The organism is Erwinia sp. STN24 (assembly GCF_041320675.1).
Lineage (GTDB): Bacteria > Pseudomonadota > Gammaproteobacteria > Enterobacterales > Enterobacteriaceae > Erwinia > Erwinia aeris.
This window is the reverse complement of sequence record NZ_JBGGPM010000001.1, coordinates 900,359-916,636: the sequence shown is the minus strand read 5'-3', so window position 1 is coordinate 916,636 and position 16,278 is coordinate 900,359. Positions and strand designations below refer to the sequence as shown.

Below are 16,278 nucleotides of genomic sequence, written 5' to 3'. Positions count from 1 at the left end.
AAATTATAGTTCTCATTCGCATTTGTAGATGGCCGTATCATTCGGCGATCGCCGGGGTAGCAGCGTCGGTAAAAGCGTTCCATAAAACAAAAATCACAGTGGCTAAACGGCTCAGGCCGTTAATGACAAGATCGAGGTAGTGATGTTTTTTGCTCAGCACATTAACAGGGAAATCCGCCGGCACGGCGGCGTAGCCACTTCTTACTCCATCGTCGCCGCGCTGGTCGCCGTGGCGTTACAGATGCCTCAGGCAGCAGCAGCGGCGGAAACCGCAGAACAAACGCTTACGGTGAGCGCCGCGTCAGATAATGTCACCGATACCTCCGCTACCGATTACAGCGTTCCCGTCACCTCTTCGGGCACCAAAATGCCGATGATTGCGCGCGATATTCCCCAGTCAGTCAGTATTATCAGCAAGCAGCGCATGGAAGATCAGCAGCTGCAATCGCTGGGCGATGTGTTGAACAATACAACGGGCGTGATGCAGTCCGTAGCGGATATGGATCGCCGCACCTATTACTCGCGTGGCTTCCTGATTGACAACTATATGGTCGATGGCATCCCGACCGTATTTGAAGGGCGCTGGAATCTGGGCGACGCCCAGTCTGATACGGCACTGTACGAGCGTATCGAAGTCGTACGTGGCGCAACCGGCCTGATGACCGGCGCGGGCAACCCTTCCGCCGCGGTCAATATGGTGCGCAAACATGCGGACAGCAAAACCGCGACGGGCGAGCTTTCCGCCACTTACGGCAGCTGGGACAAGCAGCGTTACGTAGCCGATCTCTCTTCGCCGCTGAGCGAATCCGGCAACGTACGAGGCCGTGTAGTTGCCGGTTATCAGGACAACAACAGCTTCGTTGAGCGCTACGGCGCCGAAAAGAAATTTATCTACGGCGTGGTGGATGCCGATCTGACCGATTACACCACGCTTTCCGTTGGCTATGAATACCAGCAAACCAACGCGGACAGCCCAACCTGGAGCGGCGTGCCTCGCTGGCATAGCGATGGATCGCCCACCGACTATCGTCGCGGCTATAACACGGCGCCAGAGTGGGCCTATAACGATAAAGAAAGCAAAAAGGTTTTTGTTAACCTGAAGCAGCGTTTTGACAATGGCTGGATGCTGACGCTAAACGGCACCCATAACGAAACCTTCCTTGACAGCCGTCAGCTCTATATCGACGGTTTCTTCGATAAGAACACCGGCGCGGGCGTCTCTTCCTATGCGGATTACCCGGTCGTAGGCGGCACCGGTTATAACACCGGTAAACGCAAGGTCGACTCGGTCGATACCTTCGCCAGCGGCCCTTATGAGCTGTTTGGTCGCCAGCACGAGCTGATGGCGGGCGTCAGCTACAGCAAGCAGAAGAACACTTATTACAGCGCTTTTGACAACATTTCCTCAGAGATGCTGGGCGATTTCAACAGTTATAACGGCCAATACCCGGAAACAGAATGGAGCGAGCGAACGCTCGCGCAGGAAGACGTGACGCGTCAGAAATCCGCCTATATGGCAACCCGTATTACCCTGGCCGATCCGCTGCATTTGATCCTCGGCGCGCGCTATACGCGCTGGAGCACCAATACGCTGACCCAGGATATGGAGAAAAACAATATCACGCCGTACGGCGGCCTGGTGTATGACATCAACGAAAACTGGTCAGCCTACGGCAGCTATACCTCGGTATTCCAGCCGCAGACCTATCGTGATATCAACGGCAGCTACCTGTCGCCGGTGGTTGGTAAAAACTACGAGGCAGGCCTGAAGTCTGACTGGATGAACAGCCGCCTCACGACCTCGCTGTCGGTGTTCCGCATCGAACAGGACAACGTAGCCCAGAGCACCGGACAGATCATTGCCGGATCGACCGATACCGCCTACGTAGGCAAATCGGGCACCGTGAGCCGCGGGATTGAATTTGAAGTGAACGGCGCGCTGACCGATAACTGGCAAATGACCGTGGGCGGTACCCGTTATGTAGCGGAAGACAGCGAAGACGAAGCGGTTAACCCTCAGCTGCCGCGCACGTCGCTGAAGCTGTTCACCAGCTATCGTCTGCCGTCGCTCCAGGCGCTGACGGTCGGCGGCGGCGTAAACTGGCAGACGCACGTCTGGCAGGATGTGCCCGCGCCGGAAGGCAACGGCACCTGGCACGCGGAGCAGGGCAGCTATGCGCTGGTGAACCTGTTCAGCCGCTATGAGGTGACTAAGCAGCTGACGCTACAGGCCAATATCAATAACCTGTTTGATAAAGAATATGACACCAGCGTGAACCAATATATCGTTTACGGCGAACCGCGTAATTTCTCATTAACGGCCAGCTATAAGTTCTGATGCGGCACAGATAAAGATAGCTCCTGCGGGAGCTATTTTTTTGCCGGTAAATCAATGCGGGGATCTTTCTCTTTATACTCGATGGTCATTAATGAACGATCCTCATTACTGCATGCTTAAAACAGTCATTCAACCTTCCTGGCGCCTCTGCTAAAACTAGTTCCCTTTAAAAACCGCTACACGTTAGTCGGGAACGGCTGATCCTTCGCTATCTGAGGCTGCGTGCGCGCTCAGGGAGAAAAACATGAAAATAAATATGGTTATTGATAACGTTATTCTGTTGGCCTCGCTGAATGACAGCGAGGCGGCCAGGGATTTTGCGGCTATGCTGCCGCTAACGCTGGAATTAAACGACTACGCAGCGACTGAAAAAATCAGCGATCTTCCTGCAAAACTCTCAGTAGAGGGATCGCCTGAGGGCACCCGTGCCTTAAAAGGCGATATCGCTTTTTATGCGCCCTGGGGCAATCTGGCTATCTTCTACAAGGATTCTGGCTATGCCGCCGGGCTTGTGACGCTGGGACAGTTGGACAGCATTGAGAAGCTGCCGCTAAACAGATCCTCCTTTACGGCCACCTTTGAGCTGGTCGAAAAAGGGTGAGGGCCGGACAGCGCCACAATTTGTGGGGCATATTATGAAAACCCGGCTTCGCGCCGGGTATATGCCAAAAAATCAGAACGTATAAGAGAGATTAACCTCATAGTTGCGCGGCTGGCCGTAAACGGCGGAGTCGCTTAGCCAGGTATACTCGGTGCGATCAAACAGATTATTGACGTTGGCCTGCACGGCCAGCTGCTTCGTTACCTGGTAGCGGGCAAACAGGTTAGCCAGCGGATAGCTGCCCTGATAAAGCCGTTTGGTTTCGCCGTCCGGGCCGGTTGCGTCCTGGAAAGTGCGGTTCTGCCAGTTTACGCCGCCGCCGACGGTCAGCTGCTGCAGCATCGGCAAACGGTAGCGGGTAAACAGCTTCAGCTGGGTTTGCGGCATCTGGCTGTTGTAGCGCCCGGTGGAGTCCGTCGCGACAAAGCGCGTCGCGCCGAACGTCATTTGCAGATTATCCGTTACCGCGCCGTTCAGCTCGAATTCCGCGCCTCTGCTCACTGCGCCTTTGGTCGCAACATAAGCCTGTTCGCTGGAGCCGTTCACATAATTGTCGCCATCCGCTTCGGCAGCGTTCTCCTGTTCAATACGGAACAGGGCAAAAGTGGCGGTCAGGCGACCATCGTCCCAGGCGGATTTCAGGCCCGCTTCGTAATTTTTACCGGTCACAGGCGAAAGATAGCCGCCGTCTTTGCTGCGATACGTTTGCGGCTGGAAGATCGAGGTATAGCTGGCATAGGCTGACCAGGTATCATTAATGTCATACACCAGCCCGCCGTACGGCGTGATGTTGTTCTTTTTCACATCGCCGCTGCTGCCGGTGGTGCTCCACTGGGTATAGCGCGCGCCGACAATCAGCGACAGCGGATCGGCCAGCGAGAAGCGGGCGGCGCTGTACAGCGCTTTCTGCCTGACCATATCGTCCGCGTTCTGATACCAGTCGCCCCAGGCAGGCTCGTTCGCATCGCCGTTCCAGCCGTCGTGGAAGCTGCCGATCTGGCCTTCGTCGTAAGGGCCGTCGGCGCTGTAGGTCGCATTATGCTGACGGCTGTAGCTTCCGCCCACCACCAGCTCGTGCTGGCGGCCAAACAGCCTGAACGGGCCGCTGGCATAGGTATCGAAAGCATCCAGCTTGCGCTTGCCTCTGTCCTTGCTGCCGAAGCCAGTCGTGCCTTCGCCCGTTTGTTCATCCGGCCACTGCTGCAAATAAAGCAGCTTGTCGTTAAAGGTTTCTTCCGCATGGGTGCCGTCGGCGCGGAAGATCCAGCCGTTGTCGAACTGATGGCTGAGATTAGCGAACACTTTGCGCGAGTCTACGCTATAGCGCGTCCAGTCCGCCGCCGTACTGGTGCTGCGATCGTAATGCGTGCGCGTGCCGTTGCTATACCAGGTCGGCAGGCCGCCCCAGGTTGGATTGCCGGTATGGGTCTGCTGATAGTCATAGCCGAGCGAAACCGTGGTGCTGTCGGTCACATCGGCATCGATAACCCCGTAGATAAATTTTTTAGTTTTATGGTAGCGATCCAGCCAGCTGTCGCCATCCTGATAGCCCGCCACCACGCGGCCACGCACGTTGCCGGATTCGCTCAGCGGGCCGGAAGCGTCAACCACGTAGCGCTGCTTGTTCCAGCTGCCGTAGCTGGCCGACACGTTGCCGGTAAAGGTTTTGCTGTCGGCATGTTTGCGCACCATATTAACCGAAGCGGCAGGGCTGCCTGCGCCCGTCATCAGGCCAGTCGCGCCGCGCACCACTTCAATACGCTCATAGATGGCGGTATCTTCCGCCGCATCGCCAAAGTTCCAGGTATCGCTGACGGAGGTCGGAATATCGTCGTAGGTAAAATTAGTGATCTGGAAGCCGCGTGAAAAATAAGCGGAGCGTTCGCTATCGATAACCTCGCTGGCGATGCCGGTGGTGTTATCCAGTACGTCGCCGACCGACTGCAAATTTTGATCCGCCATACGCTGCTTCGTTACCACGCTGAGCGACTGCGGCACGTCGCGCGGCGTCATCAGCATTTTTGTGCCGGCGCGCGTGGTTTTAACGCTGTAATCCTGCTGTTCGCTGGCGCTGCCGTCGTCAGAAGCCGCGTTAACGACCATAGCAGATTCTTCGGCCAGCGCCGGAGTGAGCAGGGCGTGGATAGCCAGCGCCAGCAACGAGACGGTAAATACCGGCGCTCGCGCACCGTTTCCCCTGAGGTTTAAAGACATAAAATTCTCACAATAGGCCACTGCTTTTTATTGTCCGGTGGGACGTGCGTTCACGGCGCTCCGGCTGCGCCACGCAGCGGGGAGATCGCAGTGAGAATGTTAATGATAAGTATTTGCTTTTAAGTAGTCTCTAAACAACCTGTCGGCAAAGTGTAACAACTTGTTATTTTTACAGGGAAAACTCATTAGCCGTGCCGCTTCATCCCGTCTGACGCATGGCGCAGATTTACATCTCCTTTGCTAATGCGTATGCTTCTCATTCTTTTTATCGGCTATCAGGCCGTTTATCCATTGATGGAGTCCTGCATGAAATCTTTTAGCCCGCGTAAAGCAGCCCTTGCGGTCGTTGCTGCATTCAGTCTGGCCGCCTGTCAGACCCCGGCAAAAAAACCAGAAGCGCCCGTTAATTCTGCCGCAACGGCCAAAGCGCAAGCGCAGCCTGTCGAGCGCGCGCTGGGCGATGGACTGTATGAAATGGCCTGGACGCCGAAAGCGCTTTACGTCGCCAGCGCGCAATCTTTTAAAAACGTTAACGGCGGCATTCTGTATCGTCTGGATCCCGCCACGCTGGCAACCACCGGTGAAACCCACACCGATCTGAAAAACTTTGGTATGGCGGTCGAGCCGGACGGCAGCGTGTTCTACACCACTAACTCGCTCGACGGTACTATTTCTAAGGTGGATGCAGAGAGCGGCAAAGTGCTGAAACGTCTGGCATTCAGCGAGAAGGGCAAAGACGGCTCGCCTTACGGTGCGCGTGAAATTTTCTGGCACGAAGGGAAGCTTTACGTGGGCGGCGTGGGCGATCCGGGCGTTATTTGGGTGGTGGATGCCAAAACGCTGAAGCTAAGCAAGACCATCAGGAACGCCGGCAAGTGGGTGACGGGCATTATTTATTCGCCGGTGACCGATCGTCTTTATGCGGCTAACGGCGGCGGCGAAGTGCTGGTGATCAACCCGCGCACGCAGAAAATTGAAAAACGCTGGACGGCGGGCGATGGCAAAGCTTATCTGCTGCTGAACCAGGCGGAAGATCCGGCCACCGGCCGCCTGTTCGTCACCGACAACTCAAAGGCGAAAACCACGCTGGTGTTCGACGAGCGCAGCGGCAAAGTGATCAAACGCATCGAAGGCGACGCGCTGGGCATCAAGTTCAACGCGAAGCGCAACGAGCTGTATATCAGCCAGCGCGAATCCAGAAAGGTGTTGCAGCTGGACGCCACCAGCTATGCGGTGAAAAACAGCTGGTCGTTCGACAGCAGCCCGAACAGCCTGCTGGTTTCGCCGGACGGGCAGACGCTTTACGTCACGCTCAAGCAGGATTTCAACAAAGATGATTCGACTAAAGGCAAGGACAGCGTAGTCCGTATCGCGCTGAAATAAGAAAGAGGCGGCCTGCGGGCCGCCTGATTATCACACCTGCGCCATACCGCCATCGACAAACAGTTCGCTCGCGTTGATAAAGCTGGCCGCATCGGAAGCCAGAAAAGCGACCGCTTTAGCAATCTCTTCCGCTTCGCCCAGACGCCCCAGCGGCACCTGAGCCGCCAGATAATCAAACAATCCCTGGCGCTCCTCTTCACTGACTAATCCACCCAGGCCAGGCGTTTTTACCGGGCCGGGGCTGATGGCGTTAACCCGAATACCGCGTTCTTTCAGATCCAGTGACCAGGATCGTGCAAAGTTGCGTACCGCCGCTTTGCTGGCGCTGTAGACGCTGAAGCCGGCCGTCCCCTGAACGGAAGTGGTGGAGGCGGTCAGGATCACCGAAGCGCCATCGCTCAGCAGCGGCAGCGCTTTTTGCACGGTAAACAGCACGCCGCGCACGTTGGTGCCAAATATCCGATCAAAATGCGCCTCGGTGATGGCGCCCAGCGGCAGCATATCGCCGCCGCCCGCATTGGCGAACAGAATATCCAGACGGCCCGCTTTTTCCGCGATAGTGGCGTAAACCCTATCCAGATCGGCCAGCACGGCGGCATCGGCGCGAATGCCCGTTGCCGCCGTACCGATGGCGGCGACGGCCGTGTCCAGCTCGGGTTGACGCCTTCCGGTAATAAACACGCGTGCACCCTGAGCCGCCAGTTCATGCGCGGCCGCCAGGCCAATTCCCGATGTGCCGCCGGTAACTAACGCGATCTTGCCATTCAGTGCGTTCATCTTCTTCTCCGCTGTGGACAGATAGTGGCCCGGCTTGTCCGGGTGAGAAGGCACTGTAGCCTTCCGCCTTTTGTTGATAAATCCTGTAAAATGAAAATAACTATCCCTGCACGGAAATAATCAGGACAAAAGAGATGGATCAGCTTATGGCGATACGGGCTTTTGCCCGCGTAGTGGAAACGGGAAATTTTACCCGCGCGGCGGATTCGCTTTCGATGCCCAACGCGACGCTAAGTAAACTGGTGCAGCAGCTGGAGGCGCATCTGGGTATCAGGCTGTTACAGCGCACCACCCGTCGCGTTACCGTCACGCCCGAAGGACGCGAGTATTATGAAAAAACCGCCCGGATCCTGAAGGATTTGGAAGATATTGACGGCGCTTTTACCGCTATTCGCGGCCAGCCGCACGGGCAGTTGCGTATTGATATTGGCGGCTCTACGGCCCGTGACGTGCTGATCCCGGCGTTGCCTGAATTTATGGCCCGCTATCCGGATATCCGTATCGATCTGGGGGTATCGGATCGCGCAGTCGATCTCATCGGCGACAGCGTGGACTGCGTTATTCGCGGCGGCCCGCTTGCGGATTCATCGCTGGTTGCCAGGCAGATTGGTTTTGCCACGCTGATTACCTGCGCCACGCCGGGCTATCTGAAGCGCTACGGCGTGCCTGCCAGCCCGCAGGAGCTGAACAATGGCCATCGGCTGGTTAGCTATCTCTCGTCGGACAGCGGCAGGGCTTTTCCGTTTCGCTTCGCACGGCAGGGAGAAAAAATGGAAATCAAAGCGCCGTACCGGCTCGGCGTAAACGAAAGCAACGCGCATCTGGCGGCAGCGCTGGCCGGCTTGGGTATCGTACAGACGTTTACCTACGCGGCCTGCGAAGCGTTGAGAACCGGCCAGCTCCAGGAAATCCTGCAGGCGTGGCGGCCAGCGCCTTATCCTTTTCATGTGGTTTACCCGCAAAATCGCCACGTCACGCACCGCCTGCGCGTTTTTATCGACTGGTTAACAGAGACGTTTCCGGCTCGTATCAATGTGGGAAGTGAATGAAATACTGATGTTGAGACGGATTAAACGATAAAGCCCTTGGTCAGAAAATTACCGGGGATATATAACGGCATAATTTAATTTTATTCAACAAAGACAAAGGCATAGCTTATTAAATAAGCATTGCCTGCCGATTTTACCGGCAGGCAGAAGGATTAGCGTGACGCCGAATCCGGCTCTGAAATAATGCGGTGGCGCTGCGCCTTTTGCGATTCGCTCTGAATGCGGTTCAGCACGTCGCCCTCATGTTCGGCCTCATCGCTGCCGTAAACATATTCATGACCGCTCATCAGTGCATACCAGGCGCGTTCGGCCACTTCCGCCGGTTTGGTCGGCTGACTGGCACCAACTTTGGTATTGGCCTGGCCTGCGTTCTTAAAGAAGTTGGTTTCCGTCGCGCCGGGCATCAGCAGCGTCATATTCAGGCCCGAGCCTTTCAGCTCGTTGCGAATGGCCCAGAAGAAGGAATTGACGAAGGCTTTGCTCGCGCCATAAATCGCCTCGAAAGGGATGGGCGAGGTGCCGGAGATGGAAGAGGTCATCAGGACGTGGCCGCTTTGACGTTCGATCATCGCAGGCAGGAAAATTTTAGCCATATGAACGTAAGAATCGACGTTAAGACGGATTAGCTGTAGCTCTTTTTCCAGCGCCGTGCCGCCAATAAAGCGGCCGCCCAGCCCCTGACCGGCATTAATAACCAGCGCATCCAGCGCCAGCCCGTCGTTATCGATGCGCTGCTTCAGCTTTTCGATCTCATCATAGCGGCTTAAATCCACGCTTAGTGCGTGGATCTTTGTGCCGTAGCCGCGCAGATCCTCGCAGGCCTTGTGCAGTTTTTCCTCATTGCGCGCTACGGCCACAATGTCATAACCATTTTTCGCAAAAATTCTGGCCAGTTCCAGCCCGATCCCGTTGGAAGCCCCGGTAATCAATGCAATTTTATTCATGCCCGATCCTCTTTTTATATTCTGCGTTAGCGGTCTTTTAACCGTAGCAGCAAAAAAGCGGGACGCGGGCAGCCTGCGCACGTTCAATGGCGCGTTGTCACTGGCTTCTCAAATAAACTATTTTAAATCAATATTTTATTTTTGTTGAATGCGATTCAATGACGCGTTGAGTCAACATTTTCGCCCAAAAACCAGTACCAGAGCGGAATAGCCAGCAGGCCGGTAAAGACCAGCGAATAGACGGCGATCATAAACAGCTGTGGCGCCAGCATGCCCGCTGACCAGTCGTGTAAAGGAATATGGTATTCGTCAATCGCGCCGCCGATCATTACTTTCGACATCACGGTAAGTGCGATAACCAGCACGGCGATAAACCGCTTTGTTTCTTTCCGTTTCATAACCCGTTTCCACAAGCAAATAGTGCGCCGCAGTATAACAACTCCCTTTGCAAAACGTTCCTGAAACTCGGCAAAACCGTCCCCTCAATTCAGCCGCGTGCGGTTTTTCGCCGTCGGGCGGAATTATGTACAGTTATAGCGGGGCATTTGCAGTAGAATTGCGGGCTTAACGTCATTTATTTAGCAGGAAACTTATGAGGGAGAGTTCGTTAGCCCGCCATCGGCCTTCGGTATGGTGGGGCGCGATGATCATCTGCGGAACCGTGGTTGGCGCCGGTATGTTTACGCTTCCCGTGGTCATGGCCGGCGCCTGGTACGGCTGGTCATTGCTGATCCTGATGGTCAGCTGGGTCTGCATGTTGTTGACAGGATTACTGTTTGTGCAGGCCAGCCAGCATTATCCGCTGGGCGCCGGTTTTGATACCATCACGCGCGATTTGCTCGGACGCGGCTGGGCGGCCGTAAACGGGCTGAGCATTCTGTTTGTGCTGGGCATTCTTACCTATGCCTATATCTCCGCCAGCGGGCCGGTCTACCAGAGCTCTTTAAATCGCGCGGGTCTGCATCTTTCCGTGGCGGACGCCAAAATCATGCTCACGCTGTGCGTGGCGGCAGTGGTCTGGCTGGGCACCAAAGGCGTCAGCCGACTGATGACCTTCTGCGTGCTGGCGAAAATCCTGCTGCTGGTGACGCTGTTTGGCGGGCTGTTGACGCAGCTGGATATTGCCACGCTGGCTAACAGCGGCGCCTCCGGGCAGGCCTACTGGCCTTATACGCTGGCGGTGCTGCCGTTCTGCCTTGCCTCCTTCGGCTATCACGGCAATATCAGCGGCCTGATCGGCTACTATGCGGGCGATAAAAAACAGGTAAATCGAGCGCTGATGCTGGGGACTTTAATGTCGCTGGTGATCTATCTGTTCTGGCTGACCGGCACGATGGGCAATCTTCCGCGCGCCTCTTTCCCTGCCATTATCGATGCGGGCGGGGATATCGAGGCGCTGATGGCGGCCTTACGGCGCTATCTGCACGTCAGCGCGCTGGCGCTGCTGATGGATGTCTTCTCGCACTTCGCGGTGATCTGCTCGTTTCTTGGCGTGACGGCAGGGCTGTTTGATTTTATTGCCGACCGATTGCAGATGGCGGATACGCGGTTGGGCAGATTAAAAACGGCCTGTCTGACGTTTTTACCGGCGCTGTGCGCTTCCCTGTGGTTTCCGAACGGCTTTATCGCCGCGATTGGCTTTGCCGGTCTGTTCGCCACGCTGTGGGCGGTGATTGTACCTGCGCTGCTGGCGCGTAAAGCGCAGCAGAAGTTTCCGGAAGCGACCACGCACGCCGGCAGGCAAAATGTAGCCATTGTCATTGTTATGCTGTTTGGCGGGCTGAACGTGCTGGCGTGGACACTGAGCTGGCTTGGCTGGCTGCCTGTTTTTCGCGGCTAACTATTTATCCGGCCCGGTATTAACCGGGCCGTTTTTTTAGTGATGCAGCATCTCATCAACCACCTGAGCGTTGGTCAGCTGCCACGGATAAAAAGTAGGCCAGTTGTCCATTTCCTTCAGCAACGCTTCCTGAGAGGTGTTGCCCATAAAAATATGGAAGTGAGCCGATTGGCGGGGCGCAATGGTGTGATCGCTGAACTGCACGTATTTTGGTGCCTTGCTGTTGGCGTCGCGGCATTCAAACAGATAGCGAACGCCTTTTTTTCCCGAAGCATACGTCAGGATCTGATGACCCTTGTAGTGATAGTGACAGCTGCTGGCCTGGTCGCCGCGACGAAACTCGATAACATCGTTTTCAATCGCCAGCGTATCGATATCGGTGGCATAGCCCTTGCGGTAATACGCTTTAAGCTGCTCAACGGTTTTGCTTTTATCTTTTTCGGCTTTCTTTTGCAGCACGGGATCAAGCTCGCCGCTGTCCAGCAGAGGGTAGACCGACTGCCAGACGCCGTCCCAGTCCGTCAGGCTTCTTTCCTTAACGTCCTGGTTATTAAAAACGCCTTCCGCCGCTTTCTGTTCGGTTTCGCTCAATGGCTTACCGTGCGAGTGGGCACCATGTGCAAAAACCTGTCCGCACATCAGCAGGGCGCCTAGCGCCAGGCCCACGTTTTTTACTTTTGCCGCCAACATACCATCCTCCGCCCCGTAATTTTTAAATGTTATAACATAACATTTGGGCGGACAGCAATGAAGTTGCGCCGCCAGTAACGGAGGCCATAGCTGGCTATTACTCTTTAGCAGAAAGAACCGCGGTCATATGAACGCCGTTGTTATAATTGGCTTCGGTAATGCGGTAAGAGGCGTTGGCCGCTTTTGCCTGAGCTGAAATCTGCGCTTCGGCGGCGTCCAGGGTGGAAGCACAGGCGGTGACGCTTTGGGCGAAGCTCACGGAAGAGATCAGTGAAAGGGCGGTAAAAACAACTAATTTTTTGATGGCTTTCATGGAAGGTTCCTTACTTTAATTATCAGATTTAAAGGCATGTCGCCTTGATGTAAGGAATGATAAGCGCGTTGGTGCGGGTTTGAAAGCCGATAGTTTTGTCATTCTTAATCAATAAAACTGAAAAATAAGAGGGCGCGTACGCCCTGTAAATAAGGGTTATGGCTGTTCTGAAGCGCGGCAAAGATAAAAGATAAGAAAGATACCCGGCGCGCTTTCCACTTCCAGCGCGCTATAGGTGTAATGACTGATTTTTCCCTGGCTATCGATAATAGCCTTGTTGCCCGTGCCGAACTTGCTGACGTCCTGACGATGCCACATCTCCCGGAACGCCTCGCTGCGGGCGGTAAGATCGTCAATCACCCGCCCGAAATCTTCTGCATAGTTGCTGGCAGCGTAATAGGTGCGAAAGGCGGCAATAGTATGCTGCGCGGCCAGCTCCCAGTGATGGATTTTTTGCTTATAGTCGTCGCTGATAAACATCAGCTTCAGCGAGTTACGATCGTCTTCGGGGATAGTCGACCAGTCAAAAATCTGGCTTCTGGCCGCTTCGTTCCAGTAGAGAATATCCATATTGGCGCGCCGGATAAACGCGGGATGCGGCGCCAGCGCGTCCGCCATCACTTTAACCTCATGCGGTATTGCGCCCGGTTTCGGTGCATTTTTCGCGCCGAAAATCAGCCTGTCCAGATAATCCTGTTCGGTGGTGGAAAGCTGCAGCACGTTGCCGATCCGCTTCAGCGCGGCGGGCGAAATACTGATATCGCGTCCCTGCTCAAGCCAGGTATACCAGCTGACGCTGACGGCGGCGAGCTGCGCCACTTCTTCTCGTCGCAGGCCTTTTACCCGCCGCTGTTGCAGCGTAAAACCATAGTCTTCAGGATTAAGCCGTGAACGGTGATGCGTCAGGAAGTTTTTAATATCCTCGTTGCGTTCCCGGGTATGACTGCCTGTCATAGGATAATTCGCCCCATTTTTCATTCAGCGATTGCGAAATAGTATGGCCGCCAGATTAAGATATTTCGCAGGAGCAAAGCAAAAATTATGTCTACTCAGGCCTCGCAATATACCGGCGCGCCCGGCGTCATGCTTACGGGGATCATTACCCTTGTCGCCGTGATGGGCATTGGCCGTTTTTCTTTAACGCCACAAATCCCTTTAATGATTGAGGATGGCTTTCTTACGCTTTCCAGCGCGGGGATCCTGGCGGCGATGAACTACATCGGCTATTTGCTGGGCGCCATCCACGTCAGTAAATTAAAACGCCATCATACCTTTTATTTAAAAACGGGCCTGATGGCGACGGTGCTGGTTACGCTGCTCTCCGCCGCTACCTCCAGCTTTATGCTGCAATGCCTGTTCCGCTTTGTTTCTGGCGTGGGCGGCGCGTGGGCGCTGATTATCGTGACTTCCTGGACACAGCTGGTGCTGGCGGGCAAGCAGGCGCCAAAACTGTCGGCGGCGGTATTTACCGGCCCCGGCGTGGGGATTACCTTAACCGGCGTGCTGGCCTGGGCGATGGCCTGTCTGGGCTTTCATGCCTCACAGGCCTGGCTGGTTTACGGCGTGGTGGCGACTATTGCCGCCCTGATGATTTTTACCCGGCTGCCAAAGACGCTGGCGACCACCAACGGCAAAATAAAACCCGAGCCGCTAAACCGCAACCTGAAGCTTTTGCTGGCGGCCTATAGCCTGGCGGGCTTCGGCTATATTCTGCCGGCAACGTTTTTATCGCAGATGGCGCACGCTATTTTTACGGTCGGCAACCAGGCCGCCTTTTTCTGGCCGCTGTTCGGGCTGGCGGCGGTAGCGGGTGTGCTGCTGGTTATTGCCTTTGCCGCGCGTATCCGTACGCAGCCTGCGCTGGCTACGGCCATGATAGTGCAGGGCGCGGGCGTCGCCAGCGTGGTTTTTTTCCATGACGCGAAAGGGCTGCTTATCGCCACGCTGTTAACCGGGCTGGGTTTTCTTTCCATCATGCAGCTTTCGATGCGGCTGGCGCGTGAAGTTACGCAGGGTGCCGTGGCGCGGACGGTAGCGGTACTGACTTCCGGTTACGCAACGGGACAGCTGATTGGCCCGCTGATGTCGTCGTTAAGCGTGACGCTGTTTCATTCGTTGGAACCGGCACTGCTGCTGGCGGCGGCAGGGCTTGTTGCCGGCGGCATCCTGGTGCTGCTCGGCATTAAAAATACTGCATAAATCAGTGACAAGGTCGTGTCGAAAGCGGCCTTTTGTATGGCAAAGTTCTTCGCCATTCCGCCGCAGCAGGGGCATAATCCAAAGGCGATTTTTCTTGCGGCAGGAGACGTCATGGAAAGAGAGACATTATTCAGCTACGTTCGGGAAAACTTTCAGTCAGAACCGGAATACCTTTGGCGCAACCAGCCGGGTTATGCCGTACTTCGTCATGCCAATGGCAAGAAATGGTTCGCTATCGTTATGAATGTGCCCGGTACAAAACTGGGGCTGGAGCATGAAGAGAGGGTAGATATCCTTAATGTAAAAGTCAGGCCGGAGCACATCGGTTCGCTGCGTCTGAAAGAGGGCATTCTGCCCGCTTATCATATGAATAAAGGACACTGGATCAGCGTGATCCTTGCCGGCCCTTTATCATCATCAGAAATCTTTGAATTACTTGCGGACAGCCACGGCCTGACTTACCAATCTGAAAGGAAATAAAAATGCGTGTTCGTCCGGCAGCCCGGCTTTTGATCCTTAATGAAGGCCAGCGGATATTGCTGTTCAGATATCGCCACACAACGGATGCGCTGGCGGGACAGACCTATTGGGCAACGCCCGGCGGCGGCGTTGAGCAGGGCGAATCTTTTGCTCAGGCTGCCATCAGAGAGCTGCGTGAAGAAACCGGGATTGTTTGTGCCGATATGGGCAGCAGCATCGCGCAACAAAGTTTTGTCATGACGCTGCCGGATGGCGAGAAGGTCAGGGCGCTGGAAAAATTTTACGTGGTGCGGGTACAAAGCCACGCCATCAGCACTCACGGCTGGAGTCGTAATGAAAAGCGTGTTATCAGCGACCACCGCTGGTGGCACATGGCTGAGTTACAGACCACCGCTGAGATTATCTATCCTCAGGGCCTGGCCACCATCCTCGCTTCGCTATCCGCCTGACAGCACCTGAATCTTTAGACTACCCTTACTTTTCAATTACAGAGGAGAAGCAAGATGGCTGATTCAGTTCTGATCGACACGCTACAGTTTGGCCCGGAAGACGCGCCGGTGCAGAAATATGAAATTTATGGCGATGACGAGAGCACGCCAACCCATGCGGTAATTTACCGCAAAGACGACGGCGGCTGGCAAAAGCTGGATGAGACGCTCAGCTTTGCCGCAGAGGATGAACAGAAAGAAGCCACCGAAGCGATGGGTTACGGCTCTGGCGACAGCCTGCCGGACCTGCGCGATCTGCCTGCCGAAGCCAGGGAGCACTGCGAGCAGCACTGGCAAAATAGCCAGCAATAAATCCTGCCGGGGATAGCCCGGCGCCTGTTGCGTCTGCACAGCGCAATTTCGCTCGCAGTATTCGCCTTTCTGAACTTAACTCAACTACATCGAACACCGCTTTTTGTACCTTACAGGGGGAACATTTGGCCAGAAAACCGCTACCTGAATCCGCTAAAGAACTGACGCTCCGCCGCTGGATATCCATAGGACTTCCCGCCACCGATCTTTTTGCTCTCTGGCTGGCGCCGGATACCTTGCCGCGCATTATGAGCCATTTCGCAAAGGTCACGCCGATCAATAAAAGCGATGCGCACTGGCAGATCGATGGCCCGCTCGGGAAAAAATATGCCTGGGAAAGCCGTATCGTAGAGGCGCAGCCGGGTGAGATTATTGCCTGGCAGTCGCTGGAAGGCGCTGATATCCCTAACGAGGGCAAGCTGGTGCTGACGCCGGCGCCCGGCGAATGGGGAACCGAGCTGGCATTAACCCTGACTTTCACGCCGCCTGGCGGCACCCTGGGTAAAAAAGTGACCACCTTTTTCGATCTGCTGCCTAAAGAGATTGCCAGCATCGCGCTGCATCGCTTTAAAAGCCTCGCCGAAACCGGAGAGATCCCTACGATTAACGGTCAGCCCGCTGGCCGCCATGCCGAACGTTAGGATAAGGAG

The 16,278-nt window shown here is 55.4% G+C and carries 17 protein-coding genes; 10 read left to right on the top strand and 7 right to left on the bottom strand.

Annotated elements, in window-relative coordinates; translation table 11 throughout:
• Positions 1–142 precede the first annotated feature (142 nt).
• Both fhuE (ACA373_RS04340) and ACA373_RS04335 read left to right on the top strand, forming a co-directional pair.
• Positions 143–2,338 carry a ferric-rhodotorulic acid/ferric-coprogen receptor FhuE gene (gene fhuE, locus ACA373_RS04340; protein WP_370734448.1) on the top strand — a complete coding sequence of 732 codons (2,196 nt, stop codon included), beginning with the start codon at positions 143–145 and terminating at the stop codon, positions 2,336–2,338.
• 244 nt (positions 2,339–2,582) lie between these two features.
• The gene (locus tag ACA373_RS04335; RefSeq protein ID WP_253454044.1) at positions 2,583–2,939 is read left to right on the top strand and encodes a cyclophilin-like fold protein; all 357 of its coding nucleotides are present in this window, start codon (positions 2,583–2,585) and stop codon (positions 2,937–2,939) included.
• Positions 2,940–3,011: 72 nt separating this feature from the next.
• Here ACA373_RS04335 and fhuE (ACA373_RS04330) read toward each other — a convergent pair whose 3' ends face one another.
• Positions 3,012–5,153, bottom strand: a complete 2,142-nt coding sequence (gene fhuE / locus ACA373_RS04330; protein WP_370734064.1) for a ferric-rhodotorulic acid/ferric-coprogen receptor FhuE — start codon at positions 5,151–5,153, stop codon at positions 3,012–3,014.
• Positions 5,154–5,459: 306 nt separating this feature from the next.
• On the opposite strand from fhuE (ACA373_RS04330), the gene ACA373_RS04325 reads away from it, so the two are divergent.
• Positions 5,460–6,536, top strand: coding sequence for a YncE family protein (locus ACA373_RS04325; RefSeq protein WP_370734063.1), 1,077 nt, complete (start codon positions 5,460–5,462; stop codon positions 6,534–6,536).
• 30 nt (positions 6,537–6,566) lie between these two features.
• Here ACA373_RS04325 and ACA373_RS04320 read toward each other — a convergent pair whose 3' ends face one another.
• On the bottom strand, positions 6,567–7,313 hold the full coding sequence (locus tag ACA373_RS04320) for an SDR family oxidoreductase (RefSeq protein ID WP_370734062.1): 747 nt from the start codon (positions 7,311–7,313) through the stop codon (positions 6,567–6,569).
• Between the two features lie 134 nt (positions 7,314–7,447).
• On the opposite strand from ACA373_RS04320, the gene ACA373_RS04315 reads away from it, so the two are divergent.
• Complete coding sequence (locus ACA373_RS04315) at positions 7,448–8,362, top strand: LysR family transcriptional regulator (RefSeq protein WP_301250768.1); 915 nt, start codon at positions 7,448–7,450, stop codon at positions 8,360–8,362.
• A gap of 152 nt (positions 8,363–8,514) precedes the next feature.
• Here ACA373_RS04315 and ACA373_RS04310 read toward each other — a convergent pair whose 3' ends face one another.
• A complete protein-coding gene (locus ACA373_RS04310) occupies positions 8,515–9,306 on the bottom strand; it encodes an SDR family oxidoreductase (protein WP_253454054.1) in 792 nt (263 codons plus the stop codon).
• A 155-nt stretch (positions 9,307–9,461) separates the two neighbouring features.
• Complete coding sequence (locus tag ACA373_RS04305) at positions 9,462–9,704, bottom strand: DUF2534 family protein (protein WP_370734061.1); 243 nt, start codon at positions 9,702–9,704, stop codon at positions 9,462–9,464.
• Between the two features lie 194 nt (positions 9,705–9,898).
• Between ACA373_RS04305 and ACA373_RS04300 the strand changes: the two genes are divergently transcribed.
• Positions 9,899–11,146 (top strand): aromatic amino acid transporter, encoded by a 1,248-nt coding sequence (locus ACA373_RS04300; protein ID WP_370734060.1) that lies wholly within the window; start codon positions 9,899–9,901, stop codon positions 11,144–11,146.
• Positions 11,147–11,182: 36 nt separating this feature from the next.
• Here the strand turns inward: ACA373_RS04300 and zinT are convergent, their stop codons facing one another.
• From zinT to ACA373_RS04285, 3 genes are all read right to left on the bottom strand, one after another.
• Positions 11,183–11,836, bottom strand: coding sequence for a metal-binding protein ZinT (gene zinT / locus ACA373_RS04295; protein ID WP_370734059.1), 654 nt, complete (start codon positions 11,834–11,836; stop codon positions 11,183–11,185).
• Between the two features lie 97 nt (positions 11,837–11,933).
• The gene (locus tag ACA373_RS04290; RefSeq protein ID WP_253454060.1) at positions 11,934–12,149 is read right to left on the bottom strand and encodes a DUF1471 domain-containing protein; all 216 of its coding nucleotides are present in this window, start codon (positions 12,147–12,149) and stop codon (positions 11,934–11,936) included.
• A 156-nt stretch (positions 12,150–12,305) separates the two neighbouring features.
• The gene (locus ACA373_RS04285) at positions 12,306–13,103 is read right to left on the bottom strand and encodes a helix-turn-helix transcriptional regulator (RefSeq protein ID WP_301729528.1); all 798 of its coding nucleotides are present in this window, start codon (positions 13,101–13,103) and stop codon (positions 12,306–12,308) included.
• Positions 13,104–13,190: 87 nt separating this feature from the next.
• Here ACA373_RS04285 and ACA373_RS04280 point away from each other — a divergent pair, with 87 nt between their 5' ends.
• The 5 genes from ACA373_RS04280 to ACA373_RS04260 all read left to right on the top strand — a co-directional run bounded on the left by ACA373_RS04280 (position 13,191) and on the right by ACA373_RS04260 (position 16,269).
• The gene (locus ACA373_RS04280) at positions 13,191–14,348 is read left to right on the top strand and encodes a YbfB/YjiJ family MFS transporter (RefSeq protein ID WP_370734058.1); all 1,158 of its coding nucleotides are present in this window, start codon (positions 13,191–13,193) and stop codon (positions 14,346–14,348) included.
• Positions 14,349–14,459: 111 nt separating this feature from the next.
• Complete coding sequence (locus ACA373_RS04275; RefSeq protein WP_370734447.1) at positions 14,460–14,828, top strand: MmcQ/YjbR family DNA-binding protein; 369 nt, start codon at positions 14,460–14,462, stop codon at positions 14,826–14,828.
• A gap of 2 nt (positions 14,829–14,830) precedes the next feature.
• Positions 14,831–15,277, top strand: coding sequence for an NUDIX hydrolase (locus ACA373_RS04270; protein WP_253454072.1), 447 nt, complete (start codon positions 14,831–14,833; stop codon positions 15,275–15,277).
• 54 nt (positions 15,278–15,331) lie between these two features.
• Positions 15,332–15,628 carry a hypothetical protein gene (locus ACA373_RS04265; protein WP_253454074.1) on the top strand — a complete coding sequence of 99 codons (297 nt, stop codon included), beginning with the start codon at positions 15,332–15,334 and terminating at the stop codon, positions 15,626–15,628.
• Between the two features lie 125 nt (positions 15,629–15,753).
• On the top strand, positions 15,754–16,269 hold the full coding sequence (locus ACA373_RS04260) for an SRPBCC family protein (protein WP_370734057.1): 516 nt from the start codon (positions 15,754–15,756) through the stop codon (positions 16,267–16,269).
• The last annotated feature ends 9 nt before the right edge of the window (positions 16,270–16,278 follow it).

Excerpts from the sequence above, each read along its gene's own strand:
- fhuE (WP_370734448.1), top strand. The coding sequence starts at position 143 with ATGTTTTTTGCTCAGCACATTAACAGGGAAATCCGCCGGCACGGCGGC.
- ACA373_RS04335 (WP_253454044.1), top strand. The coding sequence starts at position 2,583 with ATGAAAATAAATATGGTTATTGATAACGTTATTCTGTTGGCCTCGCTG.
- fhuE (WP_370734064.1), bottom strand. The coding sequence starts at position 5,153 with ATGTCTTTAAACCTCAGGGGAAACGGTGCGCGAGCGCCGGTATTTACC.
- ACA373_RS04325 (WP_370734063.1), top strand. The coding sequence starts at position 5,460 with ATGAAATCTTTTAGCCCGCGTAAAGCAGCCCTTGCGGTCGTTGCTGCA.
- ACA373_RS04320 (WP_370734062.1), bottom strand. The coding sequence starts at position 7,313 with ATGAACGCACTGAATGGCAAGATCGCGTTAGTTACCGGCGGCACATCG.
- ACA373_RS04315 (WP_301250768.1), top strand. The coding sequence starts at position 7,448 with ATGGATCAGCTTATGGCGATACGGGCTTTTGCCCGCGTAGTGGAAACG.
- ACA373_RS04310 (WP_253454054.1), bottom strand. The coding sequence starts at position 9,306 with ATGAATAAAATTGCATTGATTACCGGGGCTTCCAACGGGATCGGGCTG.
- ACA373_RS04305 (WP_370734061.1), bottom strand. The coding sequence starts at position 9,704 with ATGAAACGGAAAGAAACAAAGCGGTTTATCGCCGTGCTGGTTATCGCA.
- ACA373_RS04300 (WP_370734060.1), top strand. The coding sequence starts at position 9,899 with ATGAGGGAGAGTTCGTTAGCCCGCCATCGGCCTTCGGTATGGTGGGGC.
- zinT (WP_370734059.1), bottom strand. The coding sequence starts at position 11,836 with ATGTTGGCGGCAAAAGTAAAAAACGTGGGCCTGGCGCTAGGCGCCCTG.
- ACA373_RS04290 (WP_253454060.1), bottom strand. The coding sequence starts at position 12,149 with ATGAAAGCCATCAAAAAATTAGTTGTTTTTACCGCCCTTTCACTGATC.
- ACA373_RS04285 (WP_301729528.1), bottom strand. The coding sequence starts at position 13,103 with ATGACAGGCAGTCATACCCGGGAACGCAACGAGGATATTAAAAACTTC.
- ACA373_RS04280 (WP_370734058.1), top strand. The coding sequence starts at position 13,191 with ATGTCTACTCAGGCCTCGCAATATACCGGCGCGCCCGGCGTCATGCTT.
- ACA373_RS04275 (WP_370734447.1), top strand. The coding sequence starts at position 14,460 with ATGGAAAGAGAGACATTATTCAGCTACGTTCGGGAAAACTTTCAGTCA.
- ACA373_RS04270 (WP_253454072.1), top strand. The coding sequence starts at position 14,831 with ATGCGTGTTCGTCCGGCAGCCCGGCTTTTGATCCTTAATGAAGGCCAG.
- ACA373_RS04265 (WP_253454074.1), top strand. The coding sequence starts at position 15,332 with ATGGCTGATTCAGTTCTGATCGACACGCTACAGTTTGGCCCGGAAGAC.